Annotated in this window: 22 protein-coding genes; 7 read left to right on the top strand and 15 right to left on the bottom strand. The window is 63.2% G+C overall.

Annotated elements, in window-relative coordinates:
• Positions 1-215 precede the first annotated feature (215 nt).
• From ACF8C6_RS15905 to sdhC, 4 genes are read right to left on the bottom strand one after another with little or no spacing between them, the layout of a single operon-like run.
• On the bottom strand, positions 216-935 hold the full coding sequence (locus tag ACF8C6_RS15905) for a succinate dehydrogenase iron-sulfur subunit (protein ID WP_277690436.1): 720 nt from the start codon (positions 933-935) through the stop codon (positions 216-218).
• Between the two features lie 11 nt (positions 936-946).
• Entirely contained in the window at positions 947-2,719 is a 1,773-nt protein-coding gene (gene sdhA / locus ACF8C6_RS15910; protein WP_392500175.1) for a succinate dehydrogenase flavoprotein subunit, read from the bottom strand.
• 3 nt (positions 2,720-2,722) lie between these two features.
• The gene (sdhD, locus tag ACF8C6_RS15915) at positions 2,723-3,091 is read right to left on the bottom strand and encodes a succinate dehydrogenase, hydrophobic membrane anchor protein (protein ID WP_277690434.1); all 369 of its coding nucleotides are present in this window, start codon (positions 3,089-3,091) and stop codon (positions 2,723-2,725) included.
• Complete coding sequence (sdhC, locus tag ACF8C6_RS15920; protein WP_277690433.1) at positions 3,085-3,471, bottom strand: succinate dehydrogenase, cytochrome b556 subunit; 387 nt, start codon at positions 3,469-3,471, stop codon at positions 3,085-3,087. Before sdhC ends, sdhD begins: the two co-directional genes overlap by 7 nt.
• Before the next feature lie 350 nt (positions 3,472-3,821).
• On the opposite strand from sdhC, the gene gltA reads away from it, so the two are divergent.
• Positions 3,822-5,108, top strand: a complete 1,287-nt coding sequence (gene gltA / locus ACF8C6_RS15925; RefSeq protein WP_277690432.1) for a citrate synthase — start codon at positions 3,822-3,824, stop codon at positions 5,106-5,108.
• A gap of 56 nt (positions 5,109-5,164) precedes the next feature.
• Here gltA and ACF8C6_RS15930 read toward each other — a convergent pair whose 3' ends face one another.
• The 3 genes from ACF8C6_RS15930 to ACF8C6_RS15940 all read right to left on the bottom strand — a co-directional run bounded on the left by ACF8C6_RS15930 (position 5,165) and on the right by ACF8C6_RS15940 (position 7,047).
• Complete coding sequence (locus tag ACF8C6_RS15930; RefSeq protein WP_392500176.1) at positions 5,165-5,773, bottom strand: START domain-containing protein; 609 nt, start codon at positions 5,771-5,773, stop codon at positions 5,165-5,167.
• Between the two features lie 43 nt (positions 5,774-5,816).
• Positions 5,817-6,068 carry a YkgJ family cysteine cluster protein gene (locus tag ACF8C6_RS15935; RefSeq protein WP_392500177.1) on the bottom strand — a complete coding sequence of 84 codons (252 nt, stop codon included), beginning with the start codon at positions 6,066-6,068 and terminating at the stop codon, positions 5,817-5,819.
• A 97-nt stretch (positions 6,069-6,165) separates the two neighbouring features.
• Entirely contained in the window at positions 6,166-7,047 is an 882-nt protein-coding gene (locus ACF8C6_RS15940) for an NAD(P)-dependent oxidoreductase (RefSeq protein ID WP_392500178.1), read from the bottom strand.
• 141 nt (positions 7,048-7,188) lie between these two features.
• On the opposite strand from ACF8C6_RS15940, the gene ACF8C6_RS15945 reads away from it, so the two are divergent.
• The 3 genes from ACF8C6_RS15945 to rhtA all read left to right on the top strand — a co-directional run bounded on the left by ACF8C6_RS15945 (position 7,189) and on the right by rhtA (position 9,032).
• Complete coding sequence (locus tag ACF8C6_RS15945; RefSeq protein ID WP_392500179.1) at positions 7,189-7,731, top strand: exonuclease domain-containing protein; 543 nt, start codon at positions 7,189-7,191, stop codon at positions 7,729-7,731.
• Between the two features lie 70 nt (positions 7,732-7,801).
• Complete coding sequence (locus ACF8C6_RS15950; RefSeq protein WP_277690427.1) at positions 7,802-8,083, top strand: pyrimidine/purine nucleoside phosphorylase; 282 nt, start codon at positions 7,802-7,804, stop codon at positions 8,081-8,083.
• A gap of 73 nt (positions 8,084-8,156) precedes the next feature.
• The gene (gene rhtA / locus ACF8C6_RS15955) at positions 8,157-9,032 is read left to right on the top strand and encodes a threonine/homoserine exporter RhtA (RefSeq protein WP_392500180.1); all 876 of its coding nucleotides are present in this window, start codon (positions 8,157-8,159) and stop codon (positions 9,030-9,032) included.
• On the opposite strand, the gene ACF8C6_RS15960 is transcribed toward rhtA, so the two are convergent.
• Genes ACF8C6_RS15960 through ACF8C6_RS15975 form a run of 4 tightly spaced genes read right to left on the bottom strand, consistent with a single transcriptional unit; the run spans position 9,033 to position 13,532 of the window.
• Positions 9,033-10,136 carry a saccharopine dehydrogenase family protein gene (locus ACF8C6_RS15960; RefSeq protein ID WP_392500181.1) on the bottom strand — a complete coding sequence of 368 codons (1,104 nt, stop codon included), beginning with the start codon at positions 10,134-10,136 and terminating at the stop codon, positions 9,033-9,035.
• Positions 10,137-11,921 (bottom strand): ABC transporter transmembrane domain-containing protein, encoded by a 1,785-nt coding sequence (locus tag ACF8C6_RS15965; RefSeq protein WP_392500182.1) that lies wholly within the window; start codon positions 11,919-11,921, stop codon positions 10,137-10,139. It abuts the gene before it with no gap.
• A complete protein-coding gene (locus ACF8C6_RS15970) occupies positions 11,918-12,364 on the bottom strand; it encodes a thiol-disulfide oxidoreductase DCC family protein (RefSeq protein ID WP_392500183.1) in 447 nt (148 codons plus the stop codon). The genes ACF8C6_RS15965 and ACF8C6_RS15970 overlap by 4 nt, the downstream gene beginning before the upstream one ends.
• Positions 12,365-12,413: 49 nt before the next feature.
• Entirely contained in the window at positions 12,414-13,532 is a 1,119-nt protein-coding gene (locus ACF8C6_RS15975; protein ID WP_392500184.1) for an ATP-NAD kinase family protein, read from the bottom strand.
• A 115-nt stretch (positions 13,533-13,647) separates the two neighbouring features.
• Here ACF8C6_RS15975 and ACF8C6_RS15980 point away from each other — a divergent pair, with 115 nt between their 5' ends.
• Positions 13,648-13,821: a PA1571 family protein gene (locus ACF8C6_RS15980; protein ID WP_392500185.1), complete on the top strand. Its 174-nt coding sequence runs from the start codon at positions 13,648-13,650 to the stop codon at positions 13,819-13,821.
• Between the two features lie 15 nt (positions 13,822-13,836).
• Here ACF8C6_RS15980 and pdxB read toward each other — a convergent pair whose 3' ends face one another.
• Complete coding sequence (pdxB, locus tag ACF8C6_RS15985; protein ID WP_392500186.1) at positions 13,837-14,967, bottom strand: 4-phosphoerythronate dehydrogenase PdxB; 1,131 nt, start codon at positions 14,965-14,967, stop codon at positions 13,837-13,839.
• Between the two features lie 127 nt (positions 14,968-15,094).
• Here pdxB and ACF8C6_RS15990 point away from each other — a divergent pair, with 127 nt between their 5' ends.
• Entirely contained in the window at positions 15,095-16,501 is a 1,407-nt protein-coding gene (locus tag ACF8C6_RS15990; protein WP_392500187.1) for an MATE family efflux transporter, read from the top strand.
• Here the strand turns inward: ACF8C6_RS15990 and ACF8C6_RS15995 are convergent.
• From ACF8C6_RS15995 to rlmM, 3 genes are read right to left on the bottom strand one after another with little or no spacing between them, the layout of a single operon-like run.
• Positions 16,459-16,911: a gamma-glutamylcyclotransferase family protein gene (locus ACF8C6_RS15995; protein ID WP_392500188.1), complete on the bottom strand. Its 453-nt coding sequence runs from the start codon at positions 16,909-16,911 to the stop codon at positions 16,459-16,461. The two genes, ACF8C6_RS15990 and ACF8C6_RS15995, sit on opposite strands and share 43 nt — an antisense overlap.
• Positions 16,911-17,150, bottom strand: a complete 240-nt coding sequence (gene tusA, locus ACF8C6_RS16000) for a sulfurtransferase TusA (RefSeq protein WP_277690417.1) — start codon at positions 17,148-17,150, stop codon at positions 16,911-16,913. The genes ACF8C6_RS15995 and tusA overlap by 1 nt, the downstream gene beginning before the upstream one ends.
• Before the next feature lie 46 nt (positions 17,151-17,196).
• A complete protein-coding gene (rlmM, locus tag ACF8C6_RS16005; RefSeq protein ID WP_392500189.1) occupies positions 17,197-18,246 on the bottom strand; it encodes a 23S rRNA (cytidine(2498)-2'-O)-methyltransferase RlmM in 1,050 nt (349 codons plus the stop codon).
• 135 nt (positions 18,247-18,381) lie between these two features.
• On the opposite strand from rlmM, the gene acnA reads away from it, so the two are divergent.
• Positions 18,382-21,123 carry an aconitate hydratase AcnA gene (gene acnA / locus ACF8C6_RS16010; protein WP_392500190.1) on the top strand — a complete coding sequence of 914 codons (2,742 nt, stop codon included), beginning with the start codon at positions 18,382-18,384 and terminating at the stop codon, positions 21,121-21,123.
• Positions 21,124-21,187 lie beyond the last annotated feature (64 nt).

Below are 21,187 nucleotides of genomic sequence, written 5' to 3' on the forward strand. Positions count from 1 at the left end.
CGTGGAAGCCGTAACTTGGCCATTCAAAGTCCTGAAGCAGCGACTCGGTAAGCCACTACGGATCCCGCAGATAGTCCGGGCACCAGCCCGGATGCCCCTGCTGGTCGTCATTTCTTTTCAAATAAGAACCCTGGCTTTGTGAGCTGGGGTTCTGGGCTTTACTGCCCGACGAATCGCTCCGCCGGGCAGGTGTTACAGGTGAAACAGTGTCGCTATCAGGTACCGCTCTGCAGCAGCATGTTACGTACGTGACCGATAGCCTTGGTTGGGTTCAGACCCTTCGGGCACACATTCACGCAGTTCATGATGCCGCGGCAGCGGAACACACTGAACGGGTCATCCAGGGACGCCAGACGCTCGTTGGTCTTGGTGTCGCGGCTGTCGGCCAGGAAACGATAGGCCTGCAGCAGCGCAGCGGGACCGAGGAACTTGTCCGGGTTCCACCAGAAGGACGGGCAGCTGGTGGAGCAGCACGCGCACAGAATGCACTCGTACAGACCGTCCAGCTTCTCGCGCTCCTCCGGGCTCTGCAGACGCTCGATGGCCGGAGCCGGCGTATCGTTCTGCAGGAACGGCTGCACCTTCTCGTACTGCTTGTAGAAGATGCTCATATCAACGACCAGGTCACGAATGACCGGCAGACCCGGCAGCGGGCGAATCACCAGCTTGTCACCCTTCACCACGGTGGAGATCGGAGTGATGCAGGCCAGGCCATTCTTGCCGCTGATGTTCATGCCGTCGGAGCCGCAGACGCCTTCACGGCAGGAACGACGGTAAGAGAAGCCTTCGTCCTGTTCTTTGATCAGGGCGAGAACGTCCAACACCATCAGGTCCTTGCCGTCGATCTCAACGGTGAAGTCCTGCATGAACGGTGCAGCATCTTTTTCCGGGTTGTAGCGATAAACGCTGACTTGCAAAGTTTTACCAAGAGACATACTGGCCACCCTCAATAAGTACGCACTTTCGGTTCGAATGCGGGAACGGTCTTAGGCGCGAAGTTTACATCGCGCTTGGCAACACGTTTCTCACCCGGGAAGTACAGGGAGTGGCACAGCCAATTGGTGTCGTCGCGATCCTCGAAGTCTTCGCGGGCATGCGCACCGCGGGACTCGGTACGGGTATCAGCGGCGATGGCAGTGGCTTCGGCCACTTCCAGCAGGTTCTGCAACTCAAGCGCTTCGATGCGCGCCGTGTTGAAGGCCTGACTCTTGTCGGCGATCTTGACGTTGCCGATGCGCTCGCGCAGGTCAGCCAGCTGAGCGATGCCCTTCTTCATGTATTCACCGGTACGGAATACACCGAAGTAGTTCTGCATGCACTGCTGCAGCTCTTTACGCAGCGGAGCCACGTCTTCGCCAGTGCTGCGCTCGTTAACGCCGGACAGGCGCTTGAGCGAAGCCTCGATGTCGGTCTCGCTGGCACTGCGGACTTCCACGCCTTCTTTCAGCGCTTTTTCCAGGTGCAGGCCGGCGGCGCGACCGAACACGACCAAGTCCAGCAGCGAGTTGCCGCCCAGACGGTTGGCACCGTGCACCGATACGCAAGCGACTTCACCCACGGCGAACAGACCTTCGATGATCTTGTCGTTGCCGTTGGCGTCCTGAGTGATGGCCTGACCATGAATATTGGTGGCGACGCCACCCATCATGTAGTGGCAGGTCGGGATAACCGGAACCGGAGCAACAACCGGATCAACGTGAGCAAAGGTCTTCGACAGCTCACAGATGCCCGGCAGGCGGCTGTGCAGCACGTCCTCACCGAGGTGATCAAGTTTCAGCAGCACGTGATCCTTGTCCGGACCACAGCCGTTACCGGCAATCACTTCCTTGACCATGGAACGGGCAACCACGTCGCGGCCAGCCAGGTCTTTGGCGTTGGGCGCATAACGCTCCATGAAACGCTCGCCGTGGGCGTTGATCAGGTAACCACCCTCACCACGGCAGCCCTCGGTGACCAGCACGCCCGCGCCGGCGATGCCGGTCGGGTGGAACTGCCACATTTCGATGTCCTGCACCGGAACGCCGGCACGCAGGGCCATGCCCACGCCGTCACCGGTGTTGATCAGGGCATTGGTGGTGGAGGCGTAGATACGGCCAGCACCGCCAGTGGCGAGAACCACGGCCTTGGAACGGATGTAGACAGTTTCGCCGGTCTCGATGCAGATGGCGATGATGCCGACGATGGCGCCGTCCTGGTTCTTCACCAGGTCGACGGCGTACCACTCGTTGAGGAACGAGGTGCCGGCTTTCAGGTTGGCCTGATACAGGGTGTGCAGCAGCGCATGACCGGTACGGTCGGCCGCAGCGCAGGTACGAGCAGCCTGGCCACCTTTGCCGAAGTCCTTGGACTGACCACCGAACGGACGCTGGTAGATACGACCCTGCTCGGTACGGGAGAACGGCAGGCCCATGTGCTCAAGCTCGAACACAGCTTCCGGGCCTACAGAGCACATATATTCGATCGCGTCCTGGTCACCGATGTAGTCGGAGCCCTTGACGGTGTCGTACATGTGCCAGCGCCAATCGTCGTTCGGGTCGGCCGAAGCGATGGCGCAGGTGATACCGCCCTGGGCGGACACAGTGTGCGAACGAGTCGGAAAGACCTTGGTGACTACCGCGGTCTTGTGGCCACCCTGGGCCAGTTGCAGCGCGGCACGCATGCCTGCACCACCGCCACCGACGATGATGGCGTCATAGGAAAGAGTACGAATGCTAGACATGGATCAGAAACTCCACAGGATCTGCACACCCCAAACAAAGACGACGAACTGAAGCACGCCGCACAATGCCTGGATGAGAAAACGCACAGCAGTCGCCCAACGGCCGATAGCCATAGGGGTCAGATAGTCGGTAGTGATGGTCCACATACCGACCCAGGCGTGCACGATGAGCGCAACCAGCGCCAGCAGGCTGAAGATGCGCATTGCAGTGTGGGAGAACAGAGCATGCCACTCGGCATAACCGAGGCCTGGATGAGCTACCAGGTAGCCAATCAGGAAGATGAAATAAGCCGCGAGAACAACCGCAGAAACACGCTGAGCCATCCAGTCATAGAGACCCGAGCGCGAGAAGTTGGTGACGTTGGTTACCATATCCAGATCCCCGCCAGAACGATGACCACCGCCGATACGGCGATGACAATCTTCGAGCCCAGCTTGCCGCCTTCCAGCGACTCGCCGACACCCATGTCCATGATCAGATGGCGCACGCCGGCCACCAGGTGATACAGCAGAGCGGACAGCAGCCCCCACACAATCAGCTTGGCCAGCGGACTGGTCAGACACGCCTTGACTTCTGCAAAGCCTTCCTCGGAAGCCAGGGATTTATCGAGCGCATAGAGCATCACGATGATTCCCAGGAAGAGGATGACACCGGAAACACGGTGCAGAATGGACGTATAAGCTGTGACTGGGAGTTTTATGGTCCTGAGATCTAGGTTTACAGGTCGTTGGCTATTCACGGCTTTTTTCACACTAGAGGCCCCTAACAAACAGGGCAAGTTGTCGGGAAGTGCACTGGTCAGGTACCCCTCACCAAGGGAGTGCCAGCCGCCTGCTTGCAGGCTTTCAAGCCATTGGCGGCCGGGCGCAGAGTATAGACAGTTAGGTCACTAATGACAACGCAGAGACCCTCGCTTAAAAGCGGATTGCGCATGCCTATATAAATGTCGTATTAGGCCTCGACAGTTGCCCTAAAACAGGGCTGAAACCCCTCTGCTGCCTGGGTTTTCGCAAATTGACTTTCAGATTTATGGCTCTATAGTGTCCCGGGCCCTGCGTGGGGGGCTGTCTGATGATTCCAAGCATAAACAGGAGGCCGCACATGGCTGACAAAAAAGCGCAGTTGATCATCGAGGGCAATGCCCCCGTAGAGCTGCCCGTACTGACCGGCACCGTCGGTCCCGATGTTGTCGACGTGAGGGGCTTGACCGCCACGGGTCGCTTCACTTTTGATCCTGGCTTTATGTCGACCGCCTCTTGCGAGTCGAAGATCACCTACATCGACGGCGACGCCGGTGTCCTGCTGCACCGCGGCTACCCCATCGAACAGCTGGCTGAAAAATCCGACTACCTGGAAACCTGCTACCTGCTGCTGAACGGCGAACTGCCCAACGCCGAAGAAAAGGCCAAGTTCGTCAGCACCATCAAGAACCACACAATGGTTCACGAGCAGCTGAAGAACTTCTTCAACGGCTTCCGCCGCGATGCCCACCCGATGGCCATCATGTGCGGCGTGGTCGGCGCCCTCTCCGCCTTCTACCACGACTCGCTGGACATCAATAATCCGCACCATCGTGAAGTCTCGGCCATGCGTCTGGTCGCCAAGATGCCGACCATCGCCGCCATGACCTACAAGTACTCCATGGGCCAGCCCATGATGTACCCGCGTAACGACCTGAACTACGCGGAAAACTTCCTGCACATGATGTTCAACACCCCGTGCGAGATCAAACCGATCAGCCCGGTACTGGCCAAGGCAATGGACCGCATCTTCGTCCTGCACGCCGACCATGAGCAGAACGCCTCCACCTCCACCGTGCGTCTGGCCGGTTCTTCCGGCGCCAATCCGTTCGCCTGTATCGCTGCCGGCATTGCCGCGCTGTGGGGCCCGGCTCACGGCGGCGCCAACGAAGCCGTCCTGAGCATGCTGGACGAAATCGGCAGCGTCGAGAACATCGACAAGTACATCGCCAAGGCCAAGGACAAGAACGATCCGTTCAAGCTGATGGGCTTCGGTCACCGCGTGTACAAGAACTTCGACCCGCGCGCAAAGGTCATGAAGCAGACCTGCGACGAAGTACTGGCTGAACTGGGTATCAATGACCCGCAGCTGGAGCTGGCCATGAAGCTCGACGAGATTGCCCGTAACGATCCGTACTTCAAGGAACGCAACCTGTACCCGAACGTGGACTTCTACTCGGGCATCATCCTCAAGGCCATCGGCATCCCGACCAGCATGTTCACCGTGATCTTCGCCCTGGCGCGCACCGTCGGCTGGATCTCGCACTGGAAGGAAATGCTCTCCAGCCCTTACAAGATTGGCCGCCCGCGCCAGCTGTACACCGGCTACGATCGTCGCGATCTGGTACCGCTGGAAGAGCGCGGCTAAGCTCGCCTCCTCCAACCAAAAGGGCTGCCCATTGGCAGCCCTTTTTCATTTGAGCCTCAGCGCTTTTCGGCAATGGCCCGCAGTTGTTCCAGGGTATTGAACGGCGCATCGACCACGAAACTGTTGGCCAGCCAGGAAGGCACGCTACCACCCGGCTCGGTATGTACCTGATAGGTCACCTCGACCTTACCTGCGCCCTTCGGCACCAGACGCCAATAGCCTTCCAGGCTGGCGACCCGCACATTGCCGTCTTTCTCCGGCATAAACTGCGGCTGGCCCTCGAGCTTGCGCAGCAGGCTGCCATCGGCGCTCTCTTCCGTTATTACATGCAGCACCGAATCGCGCGCAGTCACCGGCCAAGGCATATCGAAACGGGTATAGACCCAGCTTTGCGCACCCTCATTCCTGAGCAGGCGCTGCTCAGCACAGGCATGAATCCAACTGCAGGAGCCTGTGACATCCTCCTGCAGGGCCCGTAGCGTGCCCATATCGCTGGCAATGGTGGTAACCCCGCGATACGCCTTGTACTTCGAGCCCGCGACCTCGCTCAGGTAGATCTGGATGCCAGCCTCATCCTTAGCCAGCTTCCAGTCTTCGGCTTGCACCATGGCACTGCCCAGCAAGGCGAAAGCGAACAAAGCCGCCGCTCTAGACGAAATCATCATTGATCCTCAGCAGAATTAAGCCCGCCTGCGGCAGGCACGAAAGTCAGGCCGTGGCGAGTTCCAGCCAGCCAATCAGGTGAATGGCTTCTTCGCGGCTGTTGCCACAGACCTCGATATCAGCGGCAAAGCCCGAGCACACCGCAGGGCGCTCGGGTTGACCGAAAAGAGCACAGAGCGACTCAGCCGACAGATGCAGACAGCGCACCCCAGCCGGCTTGCCATTGGGCATGCCGGGTATGGGAGAGCTGATGGATGGCGCGATACAGCAAGCACCGCACCCTGGACGACATTGCATGAAGCAACCCGTGAAAGCTGAAAGGCCGCGATTCTAACGCTTCGCCCAGTAAAGCGCGCTACCGGAAGTCAGGCGCTTTAGCCGCAAACAACCTCGGTCAGGCCTTGCCCGGCACCTGCTTGAGACGGGCGATCAGGCTGGAGGTATCCCAGCGACCACCGCCCATCGCCTGCACATCGGCATAGAACTGGTCGACCAGGGCCGTTACCGGCAGTTGCGCGCCATTGTGACGGGCCTCGTCCAGCAGAATCGATAGGTCCTTGCGCATCCAGTCGACGGCAAAGCCATAGTCGAACTTGCCCGCCAGCATATTCTGATGGCGATTCTCCAGCTGCCAGGACTGCGCCGCTCCTTTGCTGATCACCTCCATGGCCGCATGCGCATCGAGGCCCGCGCACTGAGCGAAGTGCAATGCCTCGGACAAGCCCTGCACCAGGCCTGCGATGCAGATCTGGTTGACCATCTTGGTCAACTGACCACTTCCCACTGGCCCCATGCGCTTGATCATGCGCGCATAGCTGTCGATCACCGGTTCGGCGCGCTCATAAAAGGCGGTATCGCCGCCGACCATGACCGTCAGCACGCCATTCTCGGCACCTGCCTGGCCACCGGAAACCGGGGCATCAAGAAAACCCAGCTCACGCTCGGCAGCCTGGACGGCGAGCTCGCGGGCAACATCGGCAGAGGCAGTGGTGTGGTCAACCAGCACACTGCCTGGCGCCATCCCGGCCAGGGCTCCGTCAGCCCCCAGCACCACACTGCGCAGGTCATTGTCATTACCCACGCAGACCATCACGAACTCGGAATCCAGTGCCGCTTCACGAGGAGTAGGCGCACTGCGCCCGCCATGTTCTGCACACCAGCGCTCGGCTTTTTCCGCCGAGCGGTTGTACACGCAAACCTCGTGGCCATTGCGAACCAGATGTCCGGCCATCGGGTAGCCCATCACACCCAGGCCGATAAAGGTCACTTTCGCCATGTTGCATCTCCTTGAGCACCAGATGCCAAGCATATCCCGGATGCCGGATCGAAGCCCGGCACAGTTGCCAGGCAAATCTGCTCGGGCTTTGCCCAGCGGGGCCAGCCCGACCATACTGGCGCAACGCCATGGAGAGCCGTTATGCCGCACTGGTTGATCATCGACCTGGAAGCCACGACCGAAGAAGGTGGCTGGCCAGTGGAAGACATGGAAATCATCGAAATTGGCGCCAGCCTGGTCACCCCACACGGCCATGAGGTGGCGCATTTCCAGCGTTTCGTGCGCCCGCTGCGTCGCCCTTGCCTGACGGCCTTCTGCAGCGAGCTGACACGCATCAGCCAGGCCCAGATCGACAGTGCCACCCCGCTGTCGCACGTCTGGCCGCAGTTCGAACAGTGGCTGGCGCCACACCAACCGAGACTGGCTGGCTGGGGCAGCTGGGGCGACTACGACCACCGCCAGCTGCAGCAGGAATGGCGGCAGCACGGGTTGTCCAGCCTCCTGGCCAACCTACCCCATCACAACCTCAAGCAGCTGTTCGCCGAAAAGCGCCAACTCAGGCGTGCCGTCGGCCTGAACAGCGCTCTGCAGCTGGCTGGTCTGCACTTCCAGGGCCAGCAGCACAGAGCGCTGGAAGACGCACGCAATACCGCGCGCCTGCTGCCACTGATTTTCCCTGATTGAGCCGGATGACTGCGCTGCCGTGCTTGGGCATACTGGCGAGCCTTTTTTAACCCCTCCCAAGGAGCCCAGCATGTTCAAGGTCAATGAGTACTTCGACGGCACCGTCAAATCCATCGGCTTCGCCATGAGCGAAGGTCCGGCCACTATCGGCGTCATGGCTCCTGGTGAATACGAGTTCGGTACGGCTCAACTGGAAGTGATGCACGTGATCGCCGGCGCCCTGACCGTCAAGCTGCCGGGCAGCGAGAACTGGGAAACCTTCGCCGCGGGTAGCCATTTCACCGTACAGGCCAACAGCAAGTTCCAGCTCAAGGTAGCAGTCGATACCGCTTACCTCTGCGAATACCGCTAAGTAGCCAGCGCCCTAAAAACCGGCCTGCGGGCCGGTTTTTGTTTTTCTGACTTCCTTGCTTCCGGAACAGCCCATGTCGCGCTCGACTGCAGTGTTTCTGCCCATCGCCCTGCTGGTCATAGCTATGACCTCGATTCAGAGTGGCGCCTCTGTGGCCAAGGGGCTGTTTCCCCTGGTCGGACCGGAGGGCACCACGGCCCTGCGCTTGAGCCTGGCGGCCTTGATCCTCGGCGTGATCATGCGTCCCTGGCGCACCCGCCCCAACTTCACGGCCTGGCGTTCGCTGGTGGGCTATGGCCTGTCGCTGGGCGGCATGAACCTGCTGTTCTACATGTCGCTGAAAACCATTCCGCTGGGCATTGCCGTCGCCCTGGAGTTCACCGGACCACTGGCCCTGGCGCTGCTCTCCTCGCGCCGCCTGCTGGACTTCGCCTGGGTCGCCTTGGCCGTGTGCGGCCTGTGGCTGCTACTGCCGGACACCCGCTCTACCGATCACCTCGACCCACTGGGCATGGCGCTAGCGCTGGGCGCGGGCCTGTGCTGGGCGCTGTACATCCTCTTCGGGCAGAAGGCCGGCGCGGCCCACGGCTCGCAGACTGTGGTGTTCGGCACCCTGGTCGCGGCTCTGCTGGTATTGCCCATCGGCCTGAGCCAGGCCGGTAGCGCGCTGTTCTCGCTCGATCTGCTGCCGATTGCTCTGGCCGTCGCGGTGATGTCATCTGCCCTGCCCTACAGCCTGGAGATGTTCGCCCTCACCCGCCTGCCGGCACGCACCTTCAGCATTCTGATGAGCATGGAACCGGCGATTGCCGCGCTGTCCGGCCTGCTCTTTCTCAGCGAACGCCTGGCGGCCAATCAGTGGCTGGCTATCGGCGCCATCATCCTCGCCTCGGCCGGTGCCGCCGCGACCATTCGCCCCCAAGGCAAACCGCCGATAGGCGAACCCTGATCACAGCGGGCGCAGCATGGTTCTGATCGCCAGACCCTGCAGCTCGGCCAGGTATTCAGCCTGGCTGAGCAGGCCGACACAGGGCATGGCACCGCGCTCGCTGAGCACGCCCGCCGCCAATTTACGCGCCAGTGCCACGGCGGCCATGCAGGGAATATTCGGGCCGTCGTTGTGCTCTGCCAGCAACTCCCAGCACAGCGTCTGCGCCCTGCCTGCCTGATCCAGCCCCTGCAGGCGCACGAACATGCCGCTGCGACCGTCGCCGAAGCGCTCGACCGAAACGGCCCGGCGATGCAGGAAGTCGGTCAACGCCACCGCGCTGCGCAACAGACCGCTGCGCACCAGCCAGGACAAGGCCCAGGTGCCAAACTGGGTCAGGCGCAAACCGACCCCGGCCGAGAAACGCACGTCACGCACGCTGGGATAACGCGCCGGAAACAGCTGCAGATCGGGAATATCGCAATTGGCCACCCAGCGCGGGCCGAGCGGCTTAGGAAATTCGTGCCGGTGCAGGTCCTGCCAGCCATACACGTTCTGCCAGCGACCATCGCGCCATTGCTGGAACGGCTTGCCGCAGTAATCCAGCACCGCCGCCAGGGTCGACGCGCCCGGTGTTTTCTCCGAAGAGCTGATGCCATGCCAGATGCTGTCGAGGCGGGAGAAACGCGGCAACAGCTCATCGATCACCGCGGCGGCCAGCGCCGGCACCGAACTGGCGCCGCTGCACACCAGTACATCGGCTGCCCGGGCCCTGGCGTCGAGTGCACCGATGCCGCAGACGAAACTCCTGGCATCGGCCAGGTCGATGTAATGCATGCCAGCGGCGACGGCTGCCTGGGGCACCCGATAATCCTGACGCTGGAAAGGGCCGGCGGTGGAAATCAGCAACTGCGCACCAAGCTCGCGCAGCCGTTCTGCCAGATCATCGGTGTTCATATCCAGTTGCAGTGCCTGGCTGCCAGTCTGCCGCGCCAACGCCTCGGCCTTGGCCAGGTCACGCCCGGCCACCCATACGCGCATGTTGCTGGCCGCCAGCTTGCGCACGATGACCTGGCCGAAATTGCCGTAGCCACCTAGCACCACCACGCCGAAATCCTTTTCCACTTACCTTCCTTGGGCGCGCTCACCGCGCTCGGTATTGAACTGCAGTTCGGCCAGCCGGGCGTACAGCGGGTTGCTCAGCACCAGCTCGCCATGAGTTCCAATAGCCTGCAGCCGCCCCTTGTCGATCACCGCGATGCGGTCGGCGTTCTTCACCGTGGCCAGGCGGTGGGCGATGACCAGGGTGGTGCGCCCGCTCATCAGCGCCGGTAGCGCCTGCTGGATCAGATGTTCGCTTTCCGCATCCAGCGCACTGGTGGCTTCGTCCAGCAACAGGATCGGCGCATCGACCAGCAACGCACGGGCAATCGCCAGGCGCTGGCGCTGGCCGCCCGACAAGCCCACCCCAGCCTCACCCAGATGGGTCTGATACCCCTGCGGCAAACGTTCGATGAACTCATGGGCATGCGCCGCCCGCGCCGCCGCCTCGATTTCCACATCACTGGCATCGGGCCGGCCATAGCGCAGGTTGTCCGCCACACTGCCGAAGAACAGCGCCGGATTTTGCGACACCAGGGCAAAACAGCGGCGCAGATCGGCCGGATCGAGCCTGCTGATCGGCACGCCATCCACCCGAATCTCGCCCTGCTGCGGGTCGAAGAAGCGCAACAGCAGATCGAACAGGGTCGACTTGCCCGCACCCGAGGGGCCGACCAGCGCCAGGGTTTCCCCGGCCTGGACCTGCAGGTCAATACCAGCAATGGCCGGATGATCGAGCCGCGAGGGATAGGCGAACTGCACATCGCGCAGCTGCAGGGTGCCGCTGACTCGCCTGGGCAGCTGCAGCAGGCCCTCGGTTGGCGGCGTAATGGCATTGCGCGTACGCAGCAGCTCGGCAATCCGCTCGGCCGCGCCAGCGGCACTCTGCAGCTCGCCGATCACTTCACTGATGGCACCGAAGGCCATGCCGACGATCAGGCTGTAGAACACGAAAGCGGCCAGATCACCGCCGCTGATGCGCCCGGCGATCACGTCCATGCCGCCGACCCAGAGCATCACCCCGACTGCCCCCAGGACCAGCACGATAACCTCGGTAATCAGCCAGGCGCGCTGACGAATGCGCTTGCCGGCCGTGGCGAAGGCCGCCTCTACGGTGCCGGCGAAGCGCTGCTTGTCCTGCGCCTGATGGTTGTAGGCCTGTACCGTCTTGATCTGGCCCAGGGTCTCGCCGATATAGCTGCCAACATCGGCCACCCGATCCTGGCTCTGCCGGGCCAGTGCGCGCACGCGGCGGCCGAAGATCAGGATCGGCGCCACCACCAGCGGCAGCGCGGCCATGACGATGGCGGTGAGTTTGGCATTGGTGACGAACAGCAGGCCGATGCCGCCGATCAGCATGATCAGGTTGCGCAGGGCCATGGACAGCGACGAGCCGATCACCGTCTGCAGCAAGGTGGTGTCGGCCGTCAGGCGCGACTGGATCTCCGAGGCCCGATTGCTCTCGTAGAAGCCCGGATGCAGCTCGATCAGGTGGTCGAACACGCGCTTGCGGATATCGGCAACGAAGCGCTCACCAATCCAACTCACCAGATAAAAGCGGGTGAAGGTGCCCACCGCCAGGGCCAACACCAGCACGAAGAACAGGCCAATGGAATGACGCAGCGCCTCAGGCGACTGGGTGGTCAGGCCTTGATCCACCAGCAGACGGATGCCCTGGCCCATGGACAGGGTAATCGCCGCGGTGAACATCAGCGCCGCCAGCGCCCCGGCCAGGCGCCCGCGATAGGGCCGAATGAAACGCCAGGCCATGCCCAGCGCCTGGCGCCGACTGCCAGAAATCAGGCTCATGAGTGCGACTCGCCATCGATGAAACGAGCCTGGTGATCGGCACTGGGCAGCAGGCAGCTGTCATAGCGACCGAACAGGCGGTAGCGGTTCAGCGCGATCCGGTCGTAGCACCAGTCGCGCAGCCCCCGCGGCAGCCCCCGCAAGCCGTTCAACAGACGCCAGCCACCGGGCAACTGTGTGACCACACGCAGCACCGCATCGGAGCGAACAAACAGCTGGGAGCCCTCGATATAGGCCATCGTCTCGAAGCTATCGGTCGGCAGACCGAACCAGGCCAGGATCGCCTGGCCCTCCTGCGACTGCACCGAGCACAGGCGAAAACGCCGCTCAGGGTCGCGGCGAATCAGAAACTTCGCCCAGCCATTGCACAGGCGGCACACCCCGTCGAACAGCACGACCCGCTCGTGGGCCTGGATATGCGGCGGTAATCCGGTGTTTGGCATGGGGACGTCCTTGTTGCTCATGATGTGAAGTGCTAATGCCTGTCACCGCTCAATGATGCCCCACGGGGTAGAGCAGCTCTTCCCGGTACCCAGCCCAGACGCGAATCGCATCGGGGAAAGCCGCGTCCAGCGCCGGGTCGCCGCTGTCGACCAGCAATGGCCGGCCTTCCAGCGTAGCGAGTTTGCGCTTGGTGGCGACCACCCGCAGTTGCTCCAGGCCGATGCTTCTCAGCACACGGGGGCTGATCTGCTGATTGCCGCGCCCGATGATATGACCCTGGCCGCCGATGGCGGTCACCAGCAAGCGCGCCGGCTTGCCGTCAATCAGCTCGAACAGCTGCGTTTCAGTCACGTCACGGGCGATCACCTGACCATTCTCGATCACGTCCACACCCAGCAGCGTGGTCTCCAGGCCCAGATTCTCGGCGAGCCCGTGCAGCGTGGAGCCGGGGCCGAAAACATAGCGCACGCCCTCCTCCCAGCTTTCGGCCAGCCAATCGGCCAGATCCACCAGCACCAGCTCCTCGGACTCCATGCCGCCCTGCTTGACGTGCTGCATGTACTCGCCCTCGACCGGCACGCACAGCTCGCCGTAGTGCCGGGCATTGACCCGTCCCTCGCGCAAGGCCGTCTCGTCGATGTCGCGCACCTCGCCGCTGCTCAGGCGCACCAAACCTCCCTCGACCAGGCGCAGGGCCATCAATCCCGCCGCGCGCGGGCTGATGGCGTAGACCGCCGAATGAATCTTCACCCCGGCCGGAATGCCCAGCACCGGCTGATCCTCGCGCGCCGCCGCGCAGACGTCCCGCGCCGTGCCATCACCGCCGGCAAACAGGATCAGCGCGCAGCCGGCTTCCTGCAGCGTTTTAACGGCCTGCTGGGTATCCGCTGCCGTGGTCGGCCTCTCACCCAGACTACCCAGTACACGATGCTCGTAGCCCAGCTCGGCCAGCAGATCAGCGCCCATCGGCCCGGGAAAGGTGACGAACTGCAATCGCCCGGCCACCGGCCGCAGACACTCCAGGGCGATACGCGTACGCGCCGCGGCCCGCGGCTCGGCCCCCAGCGCCAAGGCTTCGGCAGCGACACCGTCGCTGCCCTTGAGCGCCGCTGGTCCGCCGAGGCCGGCCAGCGGGTTGATGATCAGGCCAAGATGGAAAACACTCATAACCACTCCACATCCCGGCGCACCGTTCGGTGCCCCGAATAAACCTCTCGCGCCAGCTGTCACGGCGCTTTCATATGCCCTGCCTAGACTATTTCCACAGCCAGGAGACTCGGCCATGAAAGCGCAGCAACAGCCCCAACAACCTCGCGTCACCCCGTTCAACCCGCAACAGCCCGTCGGTGGTTCGATCATCGATGCCGAAGGTCGGGAAATACCCATCACCGAGCAGATGATCCAGCAAGCCTGTCGTGAACTCGACAAAGCCTGGCAAATCCCACGCCACGCCTGATCCGCACTCGACCGACTACAGCAGGCGACAGCCCAACGCCGTGGCCAGCTGCGCCAGGTGTGGGGCTTCGCCGCTGAGGCTCACCGACAAGCCCTCGATCTCGCGACGATAGGGATAGTGCTTGCGCAGGGCATCAAAGGCCGCCTTGCGCTGCTGCTCATCGCCTACCAGGGCGCGGCGAAAATCCGCATCGTCCCGCCGCGGGTCATAGACTGCCCGGCACAGGCTGGCCAGCGCCCAATCGATAGCGGCCGAGTCGTGCAACTCCACAGCGCCCAGCCAGGGTGCCGGCAGCAGGTCGTTCAACTGCACCGTTTCACTCAGCCCCATCGCCCGGCAATAGGCCTGGTAGATCTGCGCCGTGCCGCGCAGCTTGCCATCCAGGCTGTAGCCGGCGATATGCGGTGTGGCGATTTGGCACAGCGCGGCCAGTGCAGGGTCGGCCAGCGGCTCGCCTTCCCACACATCCAGCGCCACCTGCAGATCAGCGCCGCCTTGCAGGTGCGCCTTCAGGGCCTGGTTGTCGATCACCGCGCCGCGACTGGCATTGATCAGCCAGGCGCCAGGCTTGAGCTGCAGCAGCTCGGCCGCTCCGATCAGGTGGCGAGTGCCGGCATCCAGCGGCGTATGCAGGCTGATCACGTCGCAGTCGCGCAGGATACTCGCCAGTTCGACGAAGTCGCCGTCCTCGGCGGCCTGTCGTGGCGGATCGCACACGCGCACGTCCCAGCCCATGCCGCGCAACACCTCGACCAGCCGCCCGCCCACCTGGCCGGCGCCCACCACGCCATAACGCAGTTCGGGCAGGCTGGCGCCGGTACGTTCGGCCAGCGCCAGCAGGCAGCCCAGCACATAGTCCACCACACCACGGGCATTGCAGCCGGGAGCGCTGGACCAGGCGATACCGGCTTCGGCGAAGTAATCCAGATCGAGGTGGTCGGTGCCGATGGTGCAAGTGCCGACAAAACGCACCTTGCTGCCTTCCAGCAGCGCCCGGTCGACGCGCGTCACCGAGCGCACCAGCAGCACCTCGGCATCGCCCAACGCCGCACGGCCGATGGCCCGCCCGGGGTAGCGCTGGATAGCGCCGAAACCGGCAAAGAATTCGTCGAGCAGCGGGATGTTTTCGTCGGCCACGATCAGCATGGTGCACTCCTGTTAGCTGCGGGCATTCTAGGCCCTTCGGCGCCCCGCGATAAGCGCGCCGTCTTTACGCTTTCCTGACCACAGCGTCAGGGCTAGACTAGCGCCCCGCACAAGCCTGGTTCTGTCGATGTCCACCCTCTCCCGCCCCGCCCGTGTGCGCGCTGAGTTGAGCGCCCTGTTGAAGCTGGCTCTGCCAATCATCATTGCGCAGCTGGCCAACACCGCCATGGGCTTCGTCGATACCGTGATGGCTGGCCGCGTCGGCGCCCACGACCTGGCCGCCGTAGCCCTGGGCAACTCGCTGTGGATTCCTGTGTTCCTGCTGATGACCGGCATCCTCCTGGCCACTACGGCCAAGGTGGCGCAGCGCTTCGGTGCCGGCAAACAGGAAGAAACCGGCCCACTGGTGCGCCAGGCCCTGTGGCTGGGCCTGTTCGTCGGCTGCAGTTGCGCAGTGTTGCTCTGGAATGCCACGCCAGTACTGCAGGTGATGAAAGTCGACCCAACGCTGATCGAGCCGGCCATGGGTTACCTGCGCGGCGTGGCCTGTGGCTTCCCGGCCGTGGCGCTGTACTACGTGCTGCGCTGCTTCAGCGATGGCCTGGGCCATACCCGACCGAGCATGGTGCTGAGCCTGCTCTGCCTGCTGCTGAACATCCCCCTCAACTATGTGCTGATCTACGGCAAGCTGGGCCTGCCAGCCCTGGGTGGCGTCGGTTGCGGCTGGGCCACGGGCATCGTCATGTGGTGCATGTTGCTGGGCATGCTGGCCTGGGTCAGCTGGGCGCCGTACTACAAGCCGAGTCAACTGTTCGCCCGTTTCGAGCAGCCGCAATGGGCGGTGATCCGCCGCCTGCTGTCGATCGGCGTGCCGATTGGTGTGGCGGTCTTCGCCGAGTCAAGCATCTTCGCCGTGATCGCCCTGCTGATCGGCGGCCTCGGTGCCGACGTGGTGGCCGGCCACCAGATCGCCCTGAACTTCAGCTCGATGATCTTCATGATCCCCTACTCGCTGGGCATGGCCGCCACTGTGCGGGTCGGCCAATCGCTGGGGCGCAGTGCCCCTCGGGATGCGCGCTTCGCTGCTGGCGTGGCGATGGGCACGGCGCTGGCCTATGCCTGCCTGTCCGCCAGTCTGGCCCTGTTGTTGCGCGAGCAGATCGCGGCGATCTATACGCCCGATCCGACGGTGATCGCCATCGCCGCGTCGCTGATCGTCTACTCGGCGCTGTTCCAGTTCTCCGATGCCGTGCAGGTCACGGCCGCCGGGGCCTTGCGCGGTTATCAGGACACCCGCGTGACCATGCTGTTCACCCTGCTCGCCTACTGGGGCATCGGCCTGCCGATCGGCTATGGGTTGGGCCTGGCCGACTGGTTTGGCGAGCCTTCGGGGCCACGAGGGCTGTGGCAGGGCCTGGTGGTGGGGTTGACCTGCGCGGCAGTGCTGCTGGGCATTCGCCTGGCGCGCAGTGCGCGGCGGCATATCCGCAATCAGTCCGCCAGGGCCGGAGTGGCCGCGAGCGCCGCCCAGTAATCAGCAGACAACCACTCGCGCCCGGCCAGCAGGTGACTCAGATAGCTGACGCTGGGCGACAGCCCTTCCTGACGCCAGGCAGGGTTCGCGACATACAACCAGGCGGCGATAGTCACCTGCGCAGTTTCGACCCACATGCGCTCACGGCTGTAGTAGATCGGCGTGCCTTCGAAGGGGTCCATCTTGACGATCTCATCGCCGCTCGTCAGGCGATACAGCACACCCTCGACCACGCTACCCGGCTGATGGCGGATGTTGGCGTAAGCCCGCCCCGGATGATCATGAGCTCGCTTGTTGAAGCACAACGCATAGCCCGGCAGCCTCGCAGCCATGGCCTCCTCAACGGCTAATCCGCGCGCCTGCATACGCATCGGGTTCATGTTGGAGCCATAGGCAAAGTAGTACGACATCAGTCTGCCTTCTTGCGGATCCAGTACAGGTAGCTGCCGCTCTCCTCGCCCTGCTCCAGCAGCTCATGGCCGAGAAACATGCAGAACTTGGGAATGTCACGCTTGGTCGAGGGGTCGGTAGCGATCACCTTGAGCAGGCCGCCGGCCGGCAGGTCGCGCACCTTGTTGTGCAGCATCATCACCGGCTCTGGGCAGTTGAGGCCGGTAGCATCGAGAATGGCGTCGGGTTGCAGGGACATGGACTACTCCGTAAATCAGGCGGCTATTGTGGCGTAAACGTTGGATTCATAGCCGGCGCAGATGACAGGTGACCTCTTCGCGGTCGTGATACAGCTGCTTGCAGGCAATGGACACTCTCAGACGCCCGGCCTTGAAGGCCTCATCCAGGCGCTGCAGCAGCTTGCGCACCTCGGCATAACGCTGCTTCATCGGCAGCTTGAGGTTGACCACCGTCTCACGGCAGTGGCCGCCACTGATCCACTCCTCGACCATGGCCACCGTGCGCGCCGGTTTCTCGACGATGTCGCAGACCATCCAGTCCACCGGCTGTTTCGGCTTCCAGGTGAAACCGTCGACCATCAGGTGGGTGACCAGGCCGGTATCCATCAGGCTCTGCGCCATCGGCCCGTTGTCGATGGCGGTCACCAGCATGCCGCGACGCACCAGTTGGTAGGTCCAGCCGCCAGGCGCCGCGCCCAGGTCGACACCGGTCATGTCCTCGGACAGGCGTGCGTCCCACTGCTCGCGGGGAATGAAGGTATGCCAGGCCTCTTCCAGCTTCAGCGTGGAGCGGCTGGGCGCTTCGCGTGGGAACTTCAGGCGCGGAATGCCCATGGGCCACAGCGCCGAATTGCGCGTTTCAGCGATACCGAGAAACACCTCGCGGCCGCTCTTGAACGTCAGCAGCAAACGCGGCTTGCTGGGGTCTTCGACCAGACGCCCGGCTTTCTCCAGGGCTTTGCGCAGGGGCGCCTCGAACTTCTTGCAGAAATTCGACAGTTCCTTGCCCTCGTTGGTATCGAACACTTCCAGCCACAGGCTGCCGCACTGGGGGTAACCGGCCAGGGCCTGCAGCAGCACGCTGATGCGGTCGGTTTCCGGCAGGGCCAGGTAGTCGCCACGGGCCCATTGGCGGGGGAATATCAGCTGATTGAAGCGAGCCCCCTGCATCAGGCGCTCGGCACCACCGGTCTCACTGCAGACGAACTCGGCATGGGCACCACCGGCCTTGCCCTTGGCGTAGCCTGCCACCCCCAGGTTGGCGGCCAGCTCAGACAGTTCGGCGCAGACCTCTCCCTCGAAACCGGGGCGGCAGTGCAGTAACAAGGTATTCATCAGGGCTCTCCTCAAGGCCGCGCATGATAGCTGAGTCGGGAACCCGAAGCGCACTTGCCCTGTCCAGAGAAGTGGCGAGAGCTGACCTACGGGTCTAGTTTCTCAGTGCTCTGGCCCAATGAGCAGGAGACTCAGATGCCTTCTTTGGATAGCCTGAATTGCCGCCGCGAACTGCAGATCGCTGGCAAGACCTACCACTACTACAGCCTGCAACATGCCGCCGAAAACCTCGGTGACATCAGCCATTTGCCCAAGTCACTCAAGGTGCTGCTGGAGAACCTGCTGCGCTTCGAAGACAATGCCACGGTCAGCGCCTACGACATCAAGGCCATGATCGACTGGCTGAAAGATCGCTCCAGCGATCACGAGATCCAGTTCCGCCCGGCACGGGTACTGATGCAGGACTTCACCGGCGTGCCGGCCGTGGTCGATCTGGCGGCCATGCGCGCCGCCATGGCCGCAGCCGGCGGTGATGCCCAGCGCATCAACCCGCTGTCGCCGGTCGACCTGGTGATCGACCACTCCGTGATGGTCGACAAGTACGCCTCGCCGTCCGCCTTCGCACAGAACGTCGACATCGAAATGCAGCGCAACGGCGAACGCTACGCCTTCCTGCGCTGGGGCCAGAGTGCCTTCGACAACTTCCGCGTGGTGCCACCGGGCACCGGCATCTGCCACCAGGTCAACCTGGAATACCTGGCGCGCAGCGTGTGGACCAAAGAGGAAGATGGCACCACCTTCGCCTTCCCCGACACCCTGGTCGGCACCGACTCGCACACCACCATGATCAACGGCCTCGGCGTGCTGGGCTGGGGCGTCGGCGGCATCGAGGCGGAGGCCGCCATGCTCGGCCAGCCGGTGTCGATGCTGATTCCCGAAGTGATCGGCTTCAAGCTCAGCGGCAAGCTCAAGCAAGGCATCACCGCCACCGACCTGGTGCTGACCGTGACGCAGATGCTGCGCAAGAAGGGCGTGGTGGGCAAATTCGTCGAATTCTACGGCGATGGCCTGGCCGACCTGCCCCTGGCCGACCGCGCCACCATCGCCAACATGGCCCCGGAATACGGCGCCACTTGCGGCTTCTTCCCGGTCGACGACATCACCCTGGGCTACTTGCGCCTGTCCGGGCGCCCGGAAGACAGCGTGCAGTTGGTAGAGGCCTACTGCAAAACCCAGGGTCTGTGGCGCGAGCCGGGTGACGAGCCGTCGTTCAGCGACAGCCTGAGCCTCGACCTGGGCGAGGTGGAGGCCAGCCTGGCCGGCCCCAAACGTCCGCAGGATCGCGTGGCCCTGAGCCAGGTCAGCCAAGCCTTCGACGACTTCGTCGGCCTGCAACTCAAACCGTCCGCCAAGGAAGAAGGTCGCCTGCTGAGCGAGGGTGGTGGCGGCACCGCTGTCGGCAGCGAGGCGCTGGTGGGCGAAGCCGAGTATGAACACGAAGGCCAACGCTATCGCCTGAAAAATGGCGCCGTCGTGATCGCCGCCATCACCTCCTGCACCAACACCTCCAACCCCAGCGTGATGATGGCTGCTGGGCTGCTGGCCAAGAAAGCCGTGGAGAAAGGGCTGACCCGCAAGCCCTGGGTGAAGAGTTCGCTGGCGCCCGGCTCCAAGGTGGTCACCGAATACTTTGCTGCTGCCGGGCTGACCCGTTACCTGGACGAACTGGGCTTCGATCTGGTCGGCTATGGCTGCACCACCTGCATCGGCAACTCCGGGCCGCTGCTCGACCCCATCGAGGCAGCCATTCAGTCTGCCGATCTCACGGTAGCCTCGGTGCTGTCCGGCAACCGCAACTTCGAAGGTCGCGTACACCCTCTGGTGAAAACCAACTGGCTGGCTTCGCCACCACTGGTGGTGGCCTATGCCCTGGCCGGTAGCGTACGCACCGACCTGGCCAGTGAACCACTGGGCACGGGCAAGGACGGCCAAGCGGTCTACCTCAAGGACATCTGGCCCAGCCAGGCGGAGATCGCCGAAGCCATCACCAAAGTCGATACCGCCATGTTCCGCAAGGAGTACGCCGAGGTGTTCGCCGGTGACGCCCAGTGGCAGGCCATCGCCGTGCCGCAGGCAGCCACCTACCAGTGGCAGGCGGACTCCACCTATATCCAGCATCCGCCCTTTTTTGAGGGCATTGCCGGCGAGCCACCGCAGATCGCTGATATCCAGGGCGCCCGCATCCTCGCTCTGCTGGGCGACTCGGTAACCACCGACCACATCTCCCCCGCCGGTAATATCAAAAAGGATAGCCCTGCCGGCCGCTACCTGAGCGAGCACGGCGTGGCGCCGGCGGACTTCAACTCCTACGGTTCGCGCCGCGGCAATCATGAAGTGATGATGCGCGGCACCTTCGCCAATATCCGCATCAAGAACGAAATGCTCGACGGCGAGGAAGGCGGCAACACGCTGCACCAGCCCAGTGGCGACAAGCTGGCGATCTACGATGCCGCCATGCGCTACCAGCAGGATGGCGTACCGCTGGTGATTTTCGCCGGCAAGGAGTACGGCACCGGCTCATCCCGCGACTGGGCCGCCAAGGGCACCAACCTGCTGGGTGTGAAAGCGGTAATCGCCGAAAGCTTCGAGCGCATCCACCGCTCCAACCTCGTGGGCATGGGCGTGCTGCCGCTGCAGTTCAAGAGTGGACAGACGCGTAAGAGCCTGGGCCTGACGGGGCGGGAAAAAGTCACCATTACCGGCCTGAACGAAGCAAGCCTGCGCCCCCAGATGAGCCTGAAGCTGAACATTCAGCGCGAAGACGGCAGCCAGGAAGAGGCCGAGGTGCTGTGCCGCATCGACACGCAGAACGAGGTGGAGTACTTCAAGGCCGGCGGCATCCTGCACTACGTGTTGCGGCAGATGCTCAAGGAGTAGACGCCGCGGCGCCGTTGGGCTTCGCTGTGCTCAGCCCAACCTACAACGTCAACTGCAGGCGTAG

Origin of the sequence: Pseudomonas sp. zbq_18 (genome assembly GCF_043102245.1) — a bacterium.
Taxonomy (GTDB): domain Bacteria; phylum Pseudomonadota; class Gammaproteobacteria; order Pseudomonadales; family Pseudomonadaceae; genus Aquipseudomonas.

What these genes read in the sequence shown, in the direction of transcription:
- ACF8C6_RS15905 (WP_277690436.1), bottom strand. Translation starts at nt 935, where the DNA reads ATGTCTCTTGGTAAAACTTTGCAAGTCAGCGTTTATCGCTACAACCCG.
- sdhA (WP_392500175.1), bottom strand. Translation starts at nt 2,719, where the DNA reads ATGTCTAGCATTCGTACTCTTTCCTATGACGCCATCATCGTCGGTGGC.
- sdhD (WP_277690434.1), bottom strand. Translation starts at nt 3,091, where the DNA reads ATGGTAACCAACGTCACCAACTTCTCGCGCTCGGGTCTCTATGACTGG.
- gltA (WP_277690432.1), top strand. Translation starts at nt 3,822, where the DNA reads ATGGCTGACAAAAAAGCGCAGTTGATCATCGAGGGCAATGCCCCCGTA.
- ACF8C6_RS15930 (WP_392500176.1), bottom strand. Translation starts at nt 5,773, where the DNA reads ATGATGATTTCGTCTAGAGCGGCGGCTTTGTTCGCTTTCGCCTTGCTG.
- ACF8C6_RS15935 (WP_392500177.1), bottom strand. Translation starts at nt 6,068, where the DNA reads ATGCAATGTCGTCCAGGGTGCGGTGCTTGCTGTATCGCGCCATCCATC.
- ACF8C6_RS15940 (WP_392500178.1), bottom strand. Translation starts at nt 7,047, where the DNA reads ATGGCGAAAGTGACCTTTATCGGCCTGGGTGTGATGGGCTACCCGATG.
- ACF8C6_RS15945 (WP_392500179.1), top strand. Translation starts at nt 7,189, where the DNA reads ATGCCGCACTGGTTGATCATCGACCTGGAAGCCACGACCGAAGAAGGT.
- ACF8C6_RS15950 (WP_277690427.1), top strand. Translation starts at nt 7,802, where the DNA reads ATGTTCAAGGTCAATGAGTACTTCGACGGCACCGTCAAATCCATCGGC.
- rhtA (WP_392500180.1), top strand. Translation starts at nt 8,157, where the DNA reads ATGTCGCGCTCGACTGCAGTGTTTCTGCCCATCGCCCTGCTGGTCATA.
- ACF8C6_RS15965 (WP_392500182.1), bottom strand. Translation starts at nt 11,921, where the DNA reads ATGAGCCTGATTTCTGGCAGTCGGCGCCAGGCGCTGGGCATGGCCTGG.
- ACF8C6_RS15970 (WP_392500183.1), bottom strand. Translation starts at nt 12,364, where the DNA reads ATGCCAAACACCGGATTACCGCCGCATATCCAGGCCCACGAGCGGGTC.
- ACF8C6_RS15975 (WP_392500184.1), bottom strand. Translation starts at nt 13,532, where the DNA reads ATGAGTGTTTTCCATCTTGGCCTGATCATCAACCCGCTGGCCGGCCTC.
- ACF8C6_RS15980 (WP_392500185.1), top strand. Translation starts at nt 13,648, where the DNA reads ATGAAAGCGCAGCAACAGCCCCAACAACCTCGCGTCACCCCGTTCAAC.
- pdxB (WP_392500186.1), bottom strand. Translation starts at nt 14,967, where the DNA reads ATGCTGATCGTGGCCGACGAAAACATCCCGCTGCTCGACGAATTCTTT.
- ACF8C6_RS15990 (WP_392500187.1), top strand. Translation starts at nt 15,095, where the DNA reads ATGTCCACCCTCTCCCGCCCCGCCCGTGTGCGCGCTGAGTTGAGCGCC.
- ACF8C6_RS15995 (WP_392500188.1), bottom strand. Translation starts at nt 16,911, where the DNA reads ATGTCGTACTACTTTGCCTATGGCTCCAACATGAACCCGATGCGTATG.
- tusA (WP_277690417.1), bottom strand. Translation starts at nt 17,150, where the DNA reads ATGTCCCTGCAACCCGACGCCATTCTCGATGCTACCGGCCTCAACTGC.
- rlmM (WP_392500189.1), bottom strand. Translation starts at nt 18,246, where the DNA reads ATGAATACCTTGTTACTGCACTGCCGCCCCGGTTTCGAGGGAGAGGTC.
- acnA (WP_392500190.1), top strand. Translation starts at nt 18,382, where the DNA reads ATGCCTTCTTTGGATAGCCTGAATTGCCGCCGCGAACTGCAGATCGCT.